This window comes from Pseudomonas azerbaijanorientalis, from assembly GCF_019139795.1.
Classification (GTDB): domain Bacteria; phylum Pseudomonadota; class Gammaproteobacteria; order Pseudomonadales; family Pseudomonadaceae; genus Aquipseudomonas; species Aquipseudomonas laurylsulfatiphila.
The window spans coordinates 5,434,151-5,447,987 of record NZ_CP077078.1 but is presented as its reverse complement, the minus strand read 5'-3'; the positions used below and the strand labels follow the sequence as shown (position 1 = coordinate 5,447,987).

The 13,837-nt window shown below is 60.4% G+C and carries 14 protein-coding genes and 1 pseudogene; 6 read left to right on the top strand and 9 right to left on the bottom strand.

What is annotated here, in order from left to right:
• Positions 1–14: 14 nt before the first annotated feature.
• The 3 genes from ispE to KSS91_RS24375 are packed head-to-tail and all read right to left on the bottom strand — an operon-like array spanning position 15 to position 3,214.
• The gene (gene ispE, locus KSS91_RS24385; RefSeq protein ID WP_217836355.1) at positions 15–866 is read right to left on the bottom strand and encodes a 4-(cytidine 5'-diphospho)-2-C-methyl-D-erythritol kinase; all 852 of its coding nucleotides are present in this window, start codon (positions 864–866) and stop codon (positions 15–17) included.
• A 1-nt stretch (position 867) separates the two neighbouring features.
• Entirely contained in the window at positions 868–1,485 is a 618-nt protein-coding gene (gene lolB, locus KSS91_RS24380; RefSeq protein WP_015096820.1) for a lipoprotein insertase outer membrane protein LolB, read from the bottom strand.
• A 4-nt stretch (positions 1,486–1,489) separates the two neighbouring features.
• Positions 1,490–3,214, bottom strand: a complete 1,725-nt coding sequence (locus KSS91_RS24375) for a tetratricopeptide repeat protein (protein ID WP_217836354.1) — start codon at positions 3,212–3,214, stop codon at positions 1,490–1,492.
• A 312-nt stretch (positions 3,215–3,526) separates the two neighbouring features.
• On the opposite strand from KSS91_RS24375, the gene hemA reads away from it, so the two are divergent.
• The 6 genes from hemA to KSS91_RS24345 all read left to right on the top strand — a co-directional run bounded on the left by hemA (position 3,527) and on the right by KSS91_RS24345 (position 8,901).
• Complete coding sequence (gene hemA, locus KSS91_RS24370) at positions 3,527–4,816, top strand: glutamyl-tRNA reductase (RefSeq protein WP_007973881.1); 1,290 nt, start codon at positions 3,527–3,529, stop codon at positions 4,814–4,816.
• Entirely contained in the window at positions 4,813–5,895 is a 1,083-nt protein-coding gene (prfA, locus tag KSS91_RS24365; protein ID WP_007973879.1) for a peptide chain release factor 1, read from the top strand. The genes hemA and prfA overlap by 4 nt, the downstream gene beginning before the upstream one ends.
• A complete protein-coding gene (gene prmC, locus KSS91_RS24360; protein WP_217836353.1) occupies positions 5,896–6,726 on the top strand; it encodes a peptide chain release factor N(5)-glutamine methyltransferase in 831 nt (276 codons plus the stop codon). It begins immediately after the preceding gene.
• Positions 6,720–7,475: a molybdopterin-synthase adenylyltransferase MoeB gene (locus tag KSS91_RS24355; protein WP_217836352.1), complete on the top strand. Its 756-nt coding sequence runs from the start codon at positions 6,720–6,722 to the stop codon at positions 7,473–7,475. Before prmC ends, KSS91_RS24355 begins: the two co-directional genes overlap by 7 nt.
• Positions 7,468–8,259, top strand: a complete 792-nt coding sequence (murI, locus tag KSS91_RS24350) for a glutamate racemase (RefSeq protein WP_217836351.1) — start codon at positions 7,468–7,470, stop codon at positions 8,257–8,259. Before KSS91_RS24355 ends, murI begins: the two co-directional genes overlap by 8 nt.
• A 123-nt stretch (positions 8,260–8,382) precedes the next feature.
• On the top strand, positions 8,383–8,901 hold the full coding sequence (locus KSS91_RS24345) for an acyloxyacyl hydrolase (RefSeq protein ID WP_217836350.1): 519 nt from the start codon (positions 8,383–8,385) through the stop codon (positions 8,899–8,901).
• Positions 8,902–9,026: 125 nt separating this feature from the next.
• Here the strand turns inward: KSS91_RS24345 and KSS91_RS24340 are convergent, their stop codons facing one another.
• From KSS91_RS24340 to KSS91_RS24315, 6 genes and pseudogenes are all read right to left on the bottom strand, one after another.
• On the bottom strand, positions 9,027–9,332 hold the full coding sequence (locus KSS91_RS24340; protein WP_217836349.1) for a YkgJ family cysteine cluster protein: 306 nt from the start codon (positions 9,330–9,332) through the stop codon (positions 9,027–9,029).
• A gap of 99 nt (positions 9,333–9,431) precedes the next feature.
• A complete protein-coding gene (locus KSS91_RS24335) occupies positions 9,432–10,214 on the bottom strand; it encodes an SDR family NAD(P)-dependent oxidoreductase (protein WP_217836348.1) in 783 nt (260 codons plus the stop codon).
• Positions 10,211–10,309, bottom strand: a pseudogene (locus tag KSS91_RS24330) (transcriptional regulator); the annotation flags it as partial. The gene KSS91_RS24335 and the pseudogene KSS91_RS24330, both read right to left, overlap by 4 nt.
• Before the next feature lie 2 nt (positions 10,310–10,311).
• Positions 10,312–11,754, bottom strand: coding sequence for a deoxyribodipyrimidine photo-lyase (phrB, locus tag KSS91_RS24325; RefSeq protein WP_217836346.1), 1,443 nt, complete (start codon positions 11,752–11,754; stop codon positions 10,312–10,314).
• Between the two features lie 21 nt (positions 11,755–11,775).
• Positions 11,776–12,717, bottom strand: coding sequence for a MerR family transcriptional regulator (locus KSS91_RS24320; RefSeq protein WP_217836345.1), 942 nt, complete (start codon positions 12,715–12,717; stop codon positions 11,776–11,778).
• Entirely contained in the window at positions 12,717–13,676 is a 960-nt protein-coding gene (locus KSS91_RS24315) for a YbgA family protein (protein ID WP_217836344.1), read from the bottom strand. Before KSS91_RS24315 ends, KSS91_RS24320 begins: the two co-directional genes overlap by 1 nt.
• Positions 13,677–13,837: the final 161 nt, after the last annotated feature.

The window sequence follows — 13,837 nt, the reverse complement described above, 5'->3', positions numbered from 1 at the left end:
GGTAATCGGTTCCTTTAGAGCAGACTTTGAAGCTTGCGATGCAACATCGAAACGTTGCTTCCTTTTGCTACAAAACCTGTAAGGGTCTCTGTCAGAAGGGCCGAGACTTTATCAGCTTCAGCTTTGCTTGGGAAGCCCCCAAACACACAACTTCCAGTTCCGGTGAGTTTTGCTTCGGTAAATTTACCTAACAAATTCAAAGCGTTACGTACCTCTGGATAACGCCTTGTTACCACCGGCAAGCAGTCATTTCGACTGTTTCCCTTGGGAACGGGGCGCACTTTAATGGGAGGAGTGTTACGTGTCAACAACGGATCTGAAAAAATTTCTGCCGTACTTACAGAGACTTGCGGTACCAGCACCAGATACCACGGTTCTTCGGGGTCGACAGGGGTCAGTTTCTCCCCCACGCCCTCGGCGAAAGCCGCATGACCACGAACGAAAACCGGGACGTCGGCGCCCAGGGTCAATCCCAGGCAAGCCAGGCGATCTTCATCCCAGCCCAATTGCCACAGGTGATTGAGGCCGAGCAAAGTCGTTGCGGCATTCGAACTGCCGCCGCCAATGCCGCCGCCCATGGGCAGGATCTTTTCGATCCAGATATCGACGCCCAGCGAACAACCGGATTGCTCCTGAAGTTTTTTCGCGGCCTTGACGATCAGGTTGCTGTCGTGGGGCACGCCTGCGAACTCGGTGTGCAGCTGAATGACACCGTCATCGCGCAGGGCGTAGGTGATTTCGTCGCCGTAATCGAGAAACTGAAACATCGTTTGCAGTTCGTGGTAGCCATCTTCGCGGCGACCCAGGATGTGCAGCATCAAATTGAGTTTGGCCGGAGACGGCAAAGTCAGGCGATTGGCTGGCATGTCATGACCCCAGTTTGCGTGGTTGCCAGGCCTTGATCACCAGTGTGACGTCAAGGTCGGTGCCATGCAGCTTGATGCGCTCGGGCAGCCAGTAACCGTTTTGCTGGGTGTAGTCGGTGTATTCGACCTGCCAGCCATCCTGCTCGAGGTTGGCCAGGCGACTGTCGGTATCCAGGGTCAGGCGACTTTTGCTGTCCGGCGCGGGGAGCCCGCGTACCCACCAGGCCAGATTGGACACCGGCAGCTTCCAGCCCAGCTGTTCTTCGAGCAGCACTTCCGGATTCGGCGCGTCGTAGCGTCCCTGGTTGGCGACTTCCAGCGACACCTTGCCCGGACGTCCGGTCAGGCGAGCCGCACCGCGGCCCAGTGGTCCGGACAGGCGAATGTCGTAGTAATCCTGGCGCTGCAACCAGAACAGCGTGCCGCTGCCCGAGTCTTTCGGGGCGCGAATGCCGATCTTGCCGTCGATCTGCCAGCCATCGAGGCCGGTCAGTTGCTGTTTGTGCTCGCGCCATTGGGCGGCGTTGCCATGACCCTCGACCGACTCGCGGGGACCAAGGCCTGCGCAACCGGCGAGCAGGGCGATAAAACCGAAAACGATGAAATGGCGCAAAAACATAATCTTAAAGAGTCTCTGATCCGGTCAGGCGTTTGATTGTGCCACGCAGGGTCGGGCTGTCAGGCTGTTCCTTGAGGAATTTGCCCCAGACCTGTCTGGCTTCGCGCTGTTTGCCATTGGCCCACAGGACTTCGCCCAGGTGCGCGGCGACTTCCTGGTCGGGGAAGCGTTCCAGGGCCTGGCGCAGCAGGCGCTCGGCTTCGTCGAGATTGCCCAGGCGGTAATTCACCCAGCCAAGGCTGTCGAGTACCGCAGGGTCTTCCGGACTGATCTGGTGTGCCTGCTCGATCAGGGCCTTGGCTTCGGCGTAGCGCGTGGTGCGGTCGGACAGGGTGTAGCCGAGGGCGTTCAACGCCATGGCATTGTTCGGGTCGCGCTTGATGATCGTACGCAGGTCTTTTTCCATCTGCGCCAGGTCATTGCGTTTTTCCGCCTGCATGGCACGGGTGTAGAGCAGGTTCAAATCGTCCGGGTATTGCTCCAGGGCTTGATGCAGAACGCTCCAGGCCTTGTCGCCCTGATTGTTGGCGGACAGGGTTTCGGCTTCGATCAGGTACAGCTGGATCGCGTAATCCGGCTGCTCGTCGCGCTCTGCTGCCAGCTTTCTTTGGGCTTCGGCGGTCCTGCCGTTTTCTATAAGGATGTCGGCCTGACGCAATTGCGCCGGCAGGAAATCGTTGCCCGGGCCAACCTTGGCGTACTCGTTCAATGCGCCTTGCGGGTCGTTTTGTTCTTCCGCGATGCGGCCGAGGTTCAGGTGCGCCGAGTCGACGTGGCTGTCCCGGGCGATCAGGTCTTCAAGATAACCCTTGGCCTCGTTCCACGCCTTGGCTTCCAGGCAGACCAGTGCCAGGGAGTATCGCAGATCGTCGTCTTCCGGATACTGCTGAACCAGGCTCGAGAACTCGGCCTTGGCGTCGTCCATGCGGTCCTGTTCGACCAGCATCCGCGCATAAGTCAGGCGCAGGCGCTTGTCGTCCGGGTATTTCTTGATGCTTTTCTGCAGCAGCGGCAAGGCCTCGTCACCGCGATCGAGGGTTTGCAGCAGGCGTGCGCGCAGCAGAATCGGGGCAATTTCGTCGTCGTCCGGCGGATTGTCTTCCAGCAGTTTCAGTGCGCCTTTGGTGTCGCCATCCTGTTGCATCAGCAGCGCCTTGCCGAAAATCAGCTGGCTGTTGTTCGGATGGCGCTGCAGCAAGCGGTCGAAGCTTTTCATCAGGCCGTTGCGTGTGTCCTGGTCGGTGTCGGCCGCCGACAGCGCCAGGAAGTCGAAATGAGTGTCGCCCTTGCCTTGCAGGACTTTCTCCATATAGACCATGGAGTCGTCATAACGCCCGGCGCGGGCCAGCTGCACGGCAGCGGCGCGTTGCGCTTCGAGGTCGTCGGGGGCGTTTTTCGACCAGATCAGCGCGGTGTCCAGGGCAGCCTGGTCGGCGCCCAGGTATTCGGCGATACGGAATGCCCGCTCCGAGATGCCCGGATCCTGGGTGTTGATGGCCTGGGTCACATAGTTGTCCAGGGCAATGTCGAAACGATTGCGCTGGCCAGCCAGTTCGGCGCTCAACAGGCTGAAGACGGTTTCCTCGCTGAAGGAGCTGTAGACCTTCGGCTTTTCAGGGGCCGGGGTGCTGTCTTCAACCGGCGGCGTACCGTCCGACGAAACGGGTGCCAAGGCCTGGCAGCCGCTGAGGAAGACAAAAGCGAGGAGCAACGCGGAAGATCTATTCATATAGGAAGAGGACGACTAACCTGCGGTCGGATCATCATGACACAAGCTTTAGGCCAAACATAACCGGCCCGCCAATTTACCCAATCCCCGGACTTTCGCGATGCCCCTGTAGGAGCTGCCGCAGGCTGCGATCTTTTGACTTTGCTTTTCAAGATCAAAAGATCGCAGCCTGCGGCAGCTCCTACAAAGAGCCGAAACGAGAATTGCTCGCAACGTGAGTGTCGCCTACCGGCGCGATAGATATCGAGTAGTTGTTCTGATTCCGTCGAAGTAGGACAATTGCCGGCTTCACGTCACCATCAGCGACTTTGAATGGCCTTCCTTGCACTCGGTATTAACCACAAGACTGCTTCAGTAGACGTCCGCGAGCGCGTGGCTTTTACCCCTGAGCAGCTGGTTGAGGCCTTGCAGCAGCTCTGCCGACTCACCGACAGCCGCGAAGCTGCGATCCTCTCCACCTGCAATCGCAGTGAACTCTATATAGAACAGGATCACCTGTCGGCGGACGTCGTGCTGCGCTGGCTGGCCGAATATCATCATTTGAGCTACGACGAGCTGCGCGAAAGCGCCTATGTGCATGAAGATGATGCGGCAGTTCGTCACATGATGCGGGTGGCCTCCGGGCTCGACTCGCTGGTGTTGGGCGAGCCGCAGATTCTCGGCCAGATGAAGTCGGCCTATGCCGTGGCTCGCGAGGCGGGCACCATCGGGCCATTGCTCGGGCGGCTGTTCCAGGCCACGTTCAACGCGGCCAAGCAGGTGCGCACCGACACGGCCATCGGCGAGAACCCGGTGTCGGTGGCATTTGCCGCGGTGAGCCTGGCCAAACAGATTTTCAGCGACCTGCAACGCAGCCAGGCCTTGTTGATCGGCGCCGGCGAAACCATCACCCTGGTCGCCCGCCATCTGCATGACCTGGGGGTAAAGCGCATCGTGGTCGCCAACCGTACCCTGGAGCGCGCGAGCATCCTGGCCGAACAGTTCGGTGCCCATGCGGTGTTGCTGTCGGATATTCCGGCAGAGCTGGTGCGCAGCGATATCGTCATCAGTTCCACCGCCAGCCAGTTGCCGATCCTGGGCAAGGGGGCAGTGGAAAGCGCCTTGAAACTGCGCAAGCACAAACCCATTTTCATGGTGGATATCGCCGTTCCCCGCGACATCGAACCGGAAGTCGGCGAGTTGGACGACGTTTACCTCTATAGCGTCGACGATCTTCACGAAGTGGTCGCCGAGAACCTCAAGAGCCGCCAGGGCGCTGCCCAGGCCGCCGAAGAGATGGTCTCGGTCGGCGCCGAAGACTTCATGGTCCGCCTGCGTGAATTGGCGGCGGTGGACGTGCTCAAGGCCTATCGTCAACAGAGCGAACGCCTGCGCGACGAAGAATTGCAAAAGGCCCAGCGCATGCTGGCCAACGGCAGCAGCGCCGAAGAAGTGCTGGTGCAACTGGCTCGCGGGCTGACCAACAAACTGTTGCACGCACCGAGCGTGCAGTTGAAAAAGCTCTCTGCCGAAGGTCGCCTGGATGCGCTGGCGATGGCCCAGGAACTCTTTGCCCTCGGTGAGGGCTCATCGGATAGCTTTTCGGATAAAAAACCGCAATGAAAGCGTCACTGCTCAATAAGCTGGATATTCTCCAGGACCGTTTCGAGGAATTGACCGCCCTGCTGGGCGACGGCGAGGTCATTTCCGATCAGAACAAGTTCCGTACCTATTCCAAGGAGTACGCGGAAGTTGAACCGATCGTGGGCACCTATAAAGAACTGCTGAAAGTGCAGGATGACCTCGAGGGCGCCCAGGCTCTGCTCAAGGACAGCGACCCGGACATGCGTGAAATGGCCGTGGAAGAAGTCCGCGAGGCCAAGGAACGCCTGGTCACGCTCGAAGCCGACCTGCAGCGCATGTTGCTGCCCAAGGACCCGAACGACGGGCGCAACGTGTTCCTCGAAATCCGTGCCGGCACCGGCGGCGACGAGGCGGCGATTTTCTCCGGCGACCTGTTCCGCATGTATTCGCGTTACGCCGAGCGTCGTGGCTGGCGGGTGGAGATTCTCTCGGAAAACGAGGGCGAACACGGCGGCTATAAAGAGGTGATTGCCCGGGTCGAGGGCGACAACGTCTACGGCAAGCTCAAGTTCGAGTCCGGTGCGCACCGTGTGCAGCGGGTTCCGGCGACCGAATCCCAGGGCCGCATCCACACGTCGGCCTGCACCGTGGCGGTATTGCCCGAGCCGGACGAACAGGAGGCCATCGAGATCAACCCGGCCGATCTGCGCATCGATACCTATCGCTCCTCCGGCGCCGGTGGCCAGCACGTCAACAAGACCGATTCGGCGATCCGCATCACTCACTTGCCGTCCGGCATCGTGGTCGAGTGCCAGGAAGAACGTTCGCAGCACAAGAACCGCGCCCGGGCGATGTCCTGGTTGTCGGCCAAGCTGAACGATCAGCAGACCTCCGCCGCGGCCAACGCCATCGCCAGCGAACGCAAGCTGCTGGTCGGTTCCGGTGATCGCTCCGAGCGCATCCGCACCTACAATTTTGCCCAGGGCCGGGTCACCGACCATCGGGTCAACCTGACCTTGTATTCCCTCGACGAGATCCTCGCTGGCGGCGTCGAGGCGGTGATCGAGCCGTTGCTGGCCGAGTACCAGGCCGATCAACTGGCGGCGATAGGTGAGTAAATGACGATCATCGCCAGTTTGTTGCGTGCCGCCGATTTGCCCGACTCGCCGACGGCGCGTCTGGATGCCGAATTGCTGCTGGCGGCGGCGTTGGGCAAGTCCCGCAGTTTCCTGCACACCTGGCCGGAACGCATCGTGCCGAGCGAAGCGGCGCTGACGTTCGCCGAGTATTTGCAGCGCCGCCGCAGCGGCGAGCCCGTAGCCTATATCCTCGGCCAGCAAGGTTTCTGGAAGCTGGATCTGGAAGTGGCACCACACACGCTGATCCCGCGCCCGGACACCGAACTGCTGGTGGAAGCTGCGCTGGAACTGTTGCCGGCCACACCGGCCAAAGTGCTCGACCTCGGTACTGGCAGCGGCGCGATTGCCCTGGCGTTGGCCAGCGAGCGTCCGGCCTGGAGCGTCACTGCTGTGGATCGCGTGCTGGAAGCGGTGGCCCTGGCCGAGCGCAATCGCCAGCGTCTGCACCTGAACAACGCCAAGGTGCTGAGCAGCCATTGGTTCAGTGCCCTGGAAGGTCAGCGTTTTGAGCTGATCATCAGCAATCCGCCCTACATTGCAGCGACCGATCCGCATCTGGTCGAGGGCGATGTGCGCTTCGAACCGGCCAGCGCCCTGGTGGCCGGTGTCGACGGGCTCGACGATCTGCGTCTGATCGTCGCCCGGGCGCCGGATCATCTCGACGCTGGCGGCTGGCTGATGCTCGAGCATGGTTACGATCAGGCCGAGGCGGTCCGCGATCTGCTGCTGACCCGCGGTTTTGAAGAAGTCCACAGCCGCACCGATCTGGGCGGTCACCAACGCATCAGTCTGGGGCGCCTGCCGTGCTGAATGATCAGGAGTTGCTGCGTTACAGTCGGCAGATTCTGCTGCAACACATCGATATCGACGGCCAGTTGCGGCTCAAGGACAGCCGCGTATTGATCGTCGGGCTCGGCGGCCTTGGCGCACCAGTGGCGCTGTATCTGGCGGCCGCCGGCATTGGCGAGATGCACCTGGCGGACTTCGACACGGTCGACCTGACCAACCTGCAACGCCAGATCATTCACGACACCGACAGCATCGGCATGGGCAAGGTCGATTCAGCGATCAAGCGCCTGACGGCGATCAATCCCGAGGTCCGGTTGATCGCCCATCGCGCGGCGCTGGACGAAGACTCCCTGGCCGCCGTGGTGGCCGGGGTGGATCTGGTCCTCGATTGCTCGGACAATTTTTCCACCCGTGAAGCGGTCAATGCCGCGTGCGTGGCAGCCGGCAAACCGCTGGTCAGCGGTGCGGCGATTCGCCTCGAAGGCCAACTGTCGGTGTTCGATCCGCGTCGGCCAGAGAGTCCTTGCTACCACTGTTTATACGGGCACGGCAGCGAAGCCGAACTGACCTGCAGCGAGGCCGGCGTGGTCGGGCCGCTGGTGGGACTGGTCGGCAGCCTGCAAGCGCTTGAAGCGCTGAAGTTGCTGGCCGTATTCGGTGAACCACTGGTGGGGCGCCTGTTGCTGATCGATGCCTTGGGCACGCGCTTTCGCGAATTGCGGGTCAAGCGTGATCCGGGCTGTAGCGTCTGTGGTTCGAAACATGCGTGAAGCGCCGATTGGCGTGTTCGACTCCGGTGTCGGTGGGCTCTCGGTGCTGGCCGAGATCCAGCGCTTGCTGCCCAACGAGACGCTGATGTACGTCGCCGATTGCGGCAATGTTCCCTATGGCGAGAAAACCCCGGAATTTATCCAGCAGCGTTGCAGTGTGATGGCCGATTTCTTTCAGCAGCAGGGCGCCAAGGCCCTGGTGCTGGCCTGCAACACGGCAACGGTGGCCGGCGTCGCCGACTTGCGTCGCGACTATCGCGATTGGCCCATCGTCGGCATGGAGCCGGCCGTCAAGCCGGCCGCCGCCGCGACGCGCTCCGGCGTGGTAGGGGTGTTGGCCACCACTGGCACCTTGCAGAGCGCCAAGTTCGCCGCGTTGCTCGACCGTTTCGCCACGGATGTGAAAGTGATCACCCAGCCCTGTCCCGGGCTGGTGGAGCTGATTGAAAACGGCGACCTGCACAGCGCCGAGCTGCGTCAGCTGTTGGCCGGGTATGTCGAGCCACTGCTGGCGGCTGGCGCGGACACCCTGATTCTCGGCTGTACCCATTACCCCTTTCTCAAACCGATGCTCCGGCAGATGATCCCCGCGGACATCAGCCTGATCGATACCGGAGCCGCCGTCGCGCGGCAACTCCAGCGGCTTTTGGCCGAACGCGAACTGCTTGCCGCCGGGCCTGCCCGTGAAGCGCAGTTCTGGACCAGCGCTGATCCGCTTCATTTCAGAAATATCTTGCCGATACTGTGGAATACCTCTGGCGTTGTGCGAAGCTTCAACAGGTAGAAGGCTGTCTGGGGGGAGTACGAAAAATCGGGGTGAACTTCTGATAAATCGCTGACTTCTATAGTTTTGCTGGGCCAGGCAACAAAAAAATCATACGAAATCGTTCGGAAAAGGAAGTTTCTAGTGAAGCGACTATTCTGCTTGGCCGCGATTGCGGCCACATTAATGGGGCACACCTTTACTGCGCAGGCGGCAGGTGTGGAGTTCGCGGTTGGTCAGACCAGCGATTCGACCATGACGTATCGACTGGGCATGCAATTCGCCTGGGACCAGAGTTGGTGGCAGAGCGACGTGGGTCGTCTGACCGGTTACTGGGATGGCGCCTATACCTATTGGGAGGGTGACGAGAAATCCAGTAACCACAGCCTGTCGTTCTCGCCTGTGCTCGTCTATGAATTTGCCGGCCAGAACGTCAAACCCTACATCGAGTTCGGGATTGGCGTGGCGGCGTTTGCCAGCACCGAAGTCGAAAGCAGCGATCTGGGCAGCGCCTTCCAGTTTGAAGACCGCTTTGGATTCGGTTTGCGCTTTGCCGGCGGACATGAAGTCGGGGTTCGTGCGACGCACTATTCCAACGCCGGGATCACCACTCCGAACGATGGTGTAGAGAGTTACGCATTGCATTACACGATGCCGTTGTAAGCACCAAGGTCCCATGTGGGAGCGAGCTTGCTCGCGATGACGGTGTATCAGCCAACATTGATGTTGAATTTGAAGCCGCTATCGCGAGCAAGCTCGCTCCCACAGGGGGGCGCTTTGCTTTCAGTTCAGCGATACGCCGTCGAAATCCCCAGGCGTTCGTCGATGCATTCCGGTGCGCCCATCTCGAACTCCCGGCAGATCAGCGGACGTTTTTCGTAGATGGTGCACATCATCGTGTTGCGATCCAGTGCGGCACACCAGCCGTCGTCCAGGCGCAGCATGACTTCCCCGCCCCAGTCATCGGTATCGATGAACCGTTCAGGCACACCCGTGTCGGTGATCAGCATGACTTCGAGCTGGCAGCAGCAGGCAGCGCAGGTCGAGCACGTGACTGCGGGTTCCGCGATTTGCGTATGGGGGATGTTTTTCATGCCGCGCAGTGTAAGGCAGTCACCCGGTGCTGTGTGAAAGGTCTGACGGACGCCCAGGTATCGGCGCGTCCGGGATACCGCTGCCGATGATGGCGATTTTCAGGGTTGGTCCTTGATCGGTGGCTGACTGCGCACCATGCGTTTGCCGATCTCCAGTTTCACTTGGTCCGGCCGTTTGGAGAGCGGCCAGAGGGCAGCCATGAACGCAGCCGGGAAAGCGATTTCCAGCGGGCGGTCCTTGAGCTTTTCGAAGATGTGTCGTGCGGCTTTCTCCACCGGCCAGCTCAAGGGCATGGGAAAGCCATTTTTCGCCGTCAGCGGCGTTTCGACAGCCCCGGGGCTGATCACTGTGAGTTCTATGCCTTCAGGGGCCAGGTCGATGCGCAGGGATTCGAACAGGTAACGCAGCCCGGCCTTCGAGGTGCCATACGCCTCTGCCTCGGGCAGTGGCAGGTAAGTTACCGTACTGGCCATGGCAACCATATGTGGTGCGGTGCCGGCACGCAGCAAAGGCAGGGCGGCGTCGATGCAATAGGTACTGGCTAACAGGTTGGTACGCAACACGTGCTCGACAATCGCCGCATCGAACTGCCTGGCATCCACGTACTCGCTGGTGCCGGCATTGAGTATCACGGTGTCCAGCGAGCCCCAGTCCTCGGCAATCTGTTCGCCGATCTCGCGCACAGTCTGGCTGTCGGTCAGGTCACCGGCCACCACCAGCACTTGCCCCGGATAGCGTTGCGACAATACTTTCAACTGCGCTACCGAGCGCGAACTGACGGCCAGGTGCGCACCGGTTTTCAGGATTTCTTCGGCCATGGCCGCACCAATGCCACTGCTGGCACCGGTCAGCCAGTATCGTCGTGAGAGCGTACGACTCATCCCAATCTCCTTTTCAGCCAGGCCATTGCCCGGCCCAATACGGGTAAACATTTATAAAGCAAAGCCCCGGCATCAAGGTAGTCCCGGTGGCGGTGATTCATGATCCAACGGCGGCGTATTGCCGTGACGGCAGGTTTTTGAACGCCGTCAACGCTCGCGTCCGGGATGTGCTCAAGTCGACGATCGGTGAAGGGTAATCCACCCCACCAAACAGGCCGCCGAGATTGGCAGGGTTATGCACGTCTTTTTTATTCAGCCCAGCCAGTTCCGGCAGCCATTGCTTGATGAACACACCTTCGGGATCGAATTTTTCCGATTGGCTCAGCGGGTTGAAGATCCGGAAGTAAGGCGCCGAGTCGGTGCCGGTGGAAGAACTCCATTGCCAGCCACCATTGTTCGCCGCCAGATCGCCATCGATCAGGTGACGCATGAAAAAGCGTTCGCCTTCGCGCCAGTCGATCAGCAGGTTCTTGGTCAGGAACATCGCCACCACCATGCGTAGGCGGTTGTGCATCCAGCCGGTGGCCAATAGTTGGCGCATGGCGGCGTCGATGATCGGCAAACCGGTGCGCGCCTGTTGCCAGGCGGCCAGTTCATCGGGAGCGTCGCGCCAGGCCAGCGCTTCGGTTTCCGGGCGAAATGCGCGGTGCCGGGACACTCGTGGGTAGCCCACCAGGATGTGTTTGTAGAATTCGCGCCACAGCAGTTCGTTGATCCAGGTGACGGCGCCGGTGTTGCCGCTTTCGAACTCACCCTGATTGCTGTTCAACGCGGCGTGCAGGCATTGGCGAGGAGAAATCACCCCGGCGGCAAGATAGGCCGAGAGCTGACTGGTGCCGGGTTTTGCCGGGAAGTCGCGTTCGTTCTGGTAGTGCTCGATCTGCGCTTCGCTAAAGTTGTCGAGGCGACGCCGGGCTTCAGTTTCGCCGGCCGGCCACAGGCTGCGCAGGTGATCACCGGGTGTTGCGAAACCCTCGACGCTCAAGGGGATCGCATCGCTGGCAATGTTCAGCGGCGCTTGTTTGTGCGGCGCGCGTACCAGGCTGGGCATCGAGTGGTGCAGTCGTTCGTAGCAGACTTTGCGGAACTGGCTGAAGACCTGAAAGTAAGTGCCGGTCCGGGTCAGCACGCTCCCGGGCCTGAACAGCAATTGATCGAGGTAGCGGTGAACTTCGATGCCTTCGGCCTGTAGCGTACGGACGACCGCTGCATCGCGACGGGACTCGTGGATGCCGTACTCTTCGTTGAGGTGCAGCGCGTCGACCTGCCACTGCCGGCACAGGTTCAGCAATACGCTGGGCGCGTCATCCCAGCGGGGAGCCTGGCGGATCAGCAGGGGAATGTTCAGTTGACCCAGTTCGCGGCTCAGCTCGCGCAGGTTACGCAGCCAGAAGTCCACTTTGCAGGGCGCATCGTCGTGTTCCAGCCATTGCTCCGGACTCAGCAGGTACACCGCCACGCAGGGGCCACGAGCCGCGGCGGCCGAGAGGGCAGTGTTGTCATGTAGACGCAAGTCGCTGCGCAGCCAGATCAATTGCATAGAGGAATCCACGCGATTCATTTAAATCAGCCCGCGCTGAACGAGTACCTGATGTGCCGACAATGGATCTTCGGCCAGGTACAGGTCAGCGATTTCGGTGGTACTTGCGGACAACTCGGCGTGGTGGATGCACACCGTTGGTCCGGCAATCATTTTTGGGCAACTGACACCTTTGAAAAGTTTCGGCAGTTGCGCCAGGTTCATGGCCTTGCTGGAGTACAGCAGAACCCCGCGGGGTTGCAGCAGTTCGACCGCCAATGCCAGTTCGCCGACAGGCAGCGGCCCGTCGAAGACTTCCACCGGGCAATCCGCGCTGCTGATCAGCCAGGCCGTGAGCCACAGCTGAGGTTCCATGGGCAGGTCCGAGTGGTTGATCAACAGCATTGGCGCGGTGCGCAACTGACGATTGTCATGGTAGATGCGTGCGCCGAATTTGCTGCGTAGCCAGGCACAAAAAAAGCCCCGTTCCATCTGCGCACCGAATTGGCCTTGCCAGCGTTGCTCCAGAGCGGCCAGCAAAGGCATGAGCAATTGCTCGCACAGGGTTCGCGGCGGATACAGGGCCATCGCCTGATTGACGTTGTCATCCAGGGCGCGTTCCTGCAATCCGCTGACCGCCTGCAGCAACGTTAGCTGCAATGTGTGCCAATCGTTGTCGACGGACTCGCTGAATATCTGCGGCGTATCGAGCAATTCCTTGACCTGGCTGACGGCGACGCCGCGGTTGAGCCAGGTGAGGATGGCCTGGATGCGTTGTACATGATCGGCCGAGAACAGCCGATGCCCCTTCGGTGTGCGTTGCGGCACGATAAGGCCGTAGCGCCGCTCCCAGGCGCGCAGGGTCACGGCATTGACGCCGGTCAGGCGTGCCACTTCACGGATGGGCAGCCAGCCTTCGTCCAGTGCTTTTTTAAAGTCATCGCCGAGGTCTTCGCGGGCGCTGGTGTCGAGTGTTTTTTTCATCAGATAGCGTTTCGCAGGCTGAGGTTTTCCGGGTGCGGTTGCAGATAGACCTGCTGTGCGATGTACGGATCGGGGTGTTGGCGAAAGTGATGTTTGAGCAGCGTCAACGGCACCACCAACGGCACGATGCCTTGGTGGTACTGGCTGATCAGCTGTTGCACTTCCTGCTTGTCTTCGCGGCTGATGGCCTGTTTCAGGTAACCGCTGATGTGTTGCAGGACGTTGGTATGGGTGCGGCGGGTGGCGCACTTTTTCAACGCAGCCATCAATTCGCTGAAATAGCGGGGGCCCAGTTCCTGCGGATCGTTTTTGCCCATGCTACCCAGCAGGTGGCCCAGGGCTTTGTATTGCACCGGGTTGTGGGCCATCAGCAGGTATTTGTAGCGTGAGTGAAAGTCCGTGAGGCCGCGCCGGGTCAGGCCTTCCTGGCGTAGCTGCTGCCAGGCGCTGTAGGCGAATACGCGGGTGAGGAAGTTTTCCCGAAGCACCGGATCGTTGAGCCGGCCGTCTTCCTCCACCGGCAAGTCCGGGTGCAGCAGGCAGAAGGCCTGGGCGTAGATCCCGCGACCGCCAATGTCCGCCCGTGTGCCGTTGGCGTGGTAGACCTTGACCCGCTCCAGGCCGCAGGACGGGGAATTTTGCATGAAGATATAACCGCAAATATCCCCCAGCTGCGCTGCCATCTCCCGGCCGTAGGTGGCCAGCGGTTGTGTCACGTTCAGGTTGTGATCCAGGGTTCCCACGGCTTCGGGTTGATCGGCGCCACTCACCAGCCGAATCGGTTGGCGCGGTACGCCGAGGCCGATGGCCACTTCCGGGCAGACCGGGATGAAATCGAAGTAATCAGTGAGGGTACGGCTGCACAGCCGCGACTCCTTGTGCCCGCCGTTGAAGCGCACATCGAGTCCCATCAGGCAGGCGCTGATGGCTATTTTCGGTTTGACGGGGGCGTGGGACATCGGAACACCTCGAATCTGAACCTGTACAAACATTTGCGTCTGTACAAGATAACTTCATCATAGATTCGAAGTTGTACAAGTCAAATTTTTTGTATAGGTTTTTTCGAGCAATGCCCCTGTAGGAGCTGCCGAAGGCTGCGATCTTTTGATCTTGAAAAACA

Bases quoted from the DNA above. Each gene is read 5' to 3' on its own strand.
- lolB (WP_015096820.1), bottom strand. From the start codon at position 1,485: ATGTTTTTGCGCCATTTCATCGTTTTCGGTTTTATCGCCCTGCTCGCC.
- prmC (WP_217836353.1), top strand. From the start codon at position 5,896: ATGACGATCATCGCCAGTTTGTTGCGTGCCGCCGATTTGCCCGACTCG.
- KSS91_RS24320 (WP_217836345.1), bottom strand. From the start codon at position 12,717: ATGAAAAAAACACTCGACACCAGCGCCCGCGAAGACCTCGGCGATGAC.
- KSS91_RS24340 (WP_217836349.1), bottom strand. From the start codon at position 9,332: ATGAAAAACATCCCCCATACGCAAATCGCGGAACCCGCAGTCACGTGC.
- hemA (WP_007973881.1), top strand. From the start codon at position 3,527: ATGGCCTTCCTTGCACTCGGTATTAACCACAAGACTGCTTCAGTAGAC.
- murI (WP_217836351.1), top strand. From the start codon at position 7,468: ATGCGTGAAGCGCCGATTGGCGTGTTCGACTCCGGTGTCGGTGGGCTC.
- prfA (WP_007973879.1), top strand. From the start codon at position 4,813: ATGAAAGCGTCACTGCTCAATAAGCTGGATATTCTCCAGGACCGTTTC.
- KSS91_RS24315 (WP_217836344.1), bottom strand. From the start codon at position 13,676: ATGTCCCACGCCCCCGTCAAACCGAAAATAGCCATCAGCGCCTGCCTG.
- ispE (WP_217836355.1), bottom strand. From the start codon at position 866: ATGCCAGCCAATCGCCTGACTTTGCCGTCTCCGGCCAAACTCAATTTG.
- KSS91_RS24335 (WP_217836348.1), bottom strand. From the start codon at position 10,214: ATGAGTCGTACGCTCTCACGACGATACTGGCTGACCGGTGCCAGCAGT.
- phrB (WP_217836346.1), bottom strand. From the start codon at position 11,754: ATGCAATTGATCTGGCTGCGCAGCGACTTGCGTCTACATGACAACACT.
- KSS91_RS24375 (WP_217836354.1), bottom strand. From the start codon at position 3,214: ATGAATAGATCTTCCGCGTTGCTCCTCGCTTTTGTCTTCCTCAGCGGC.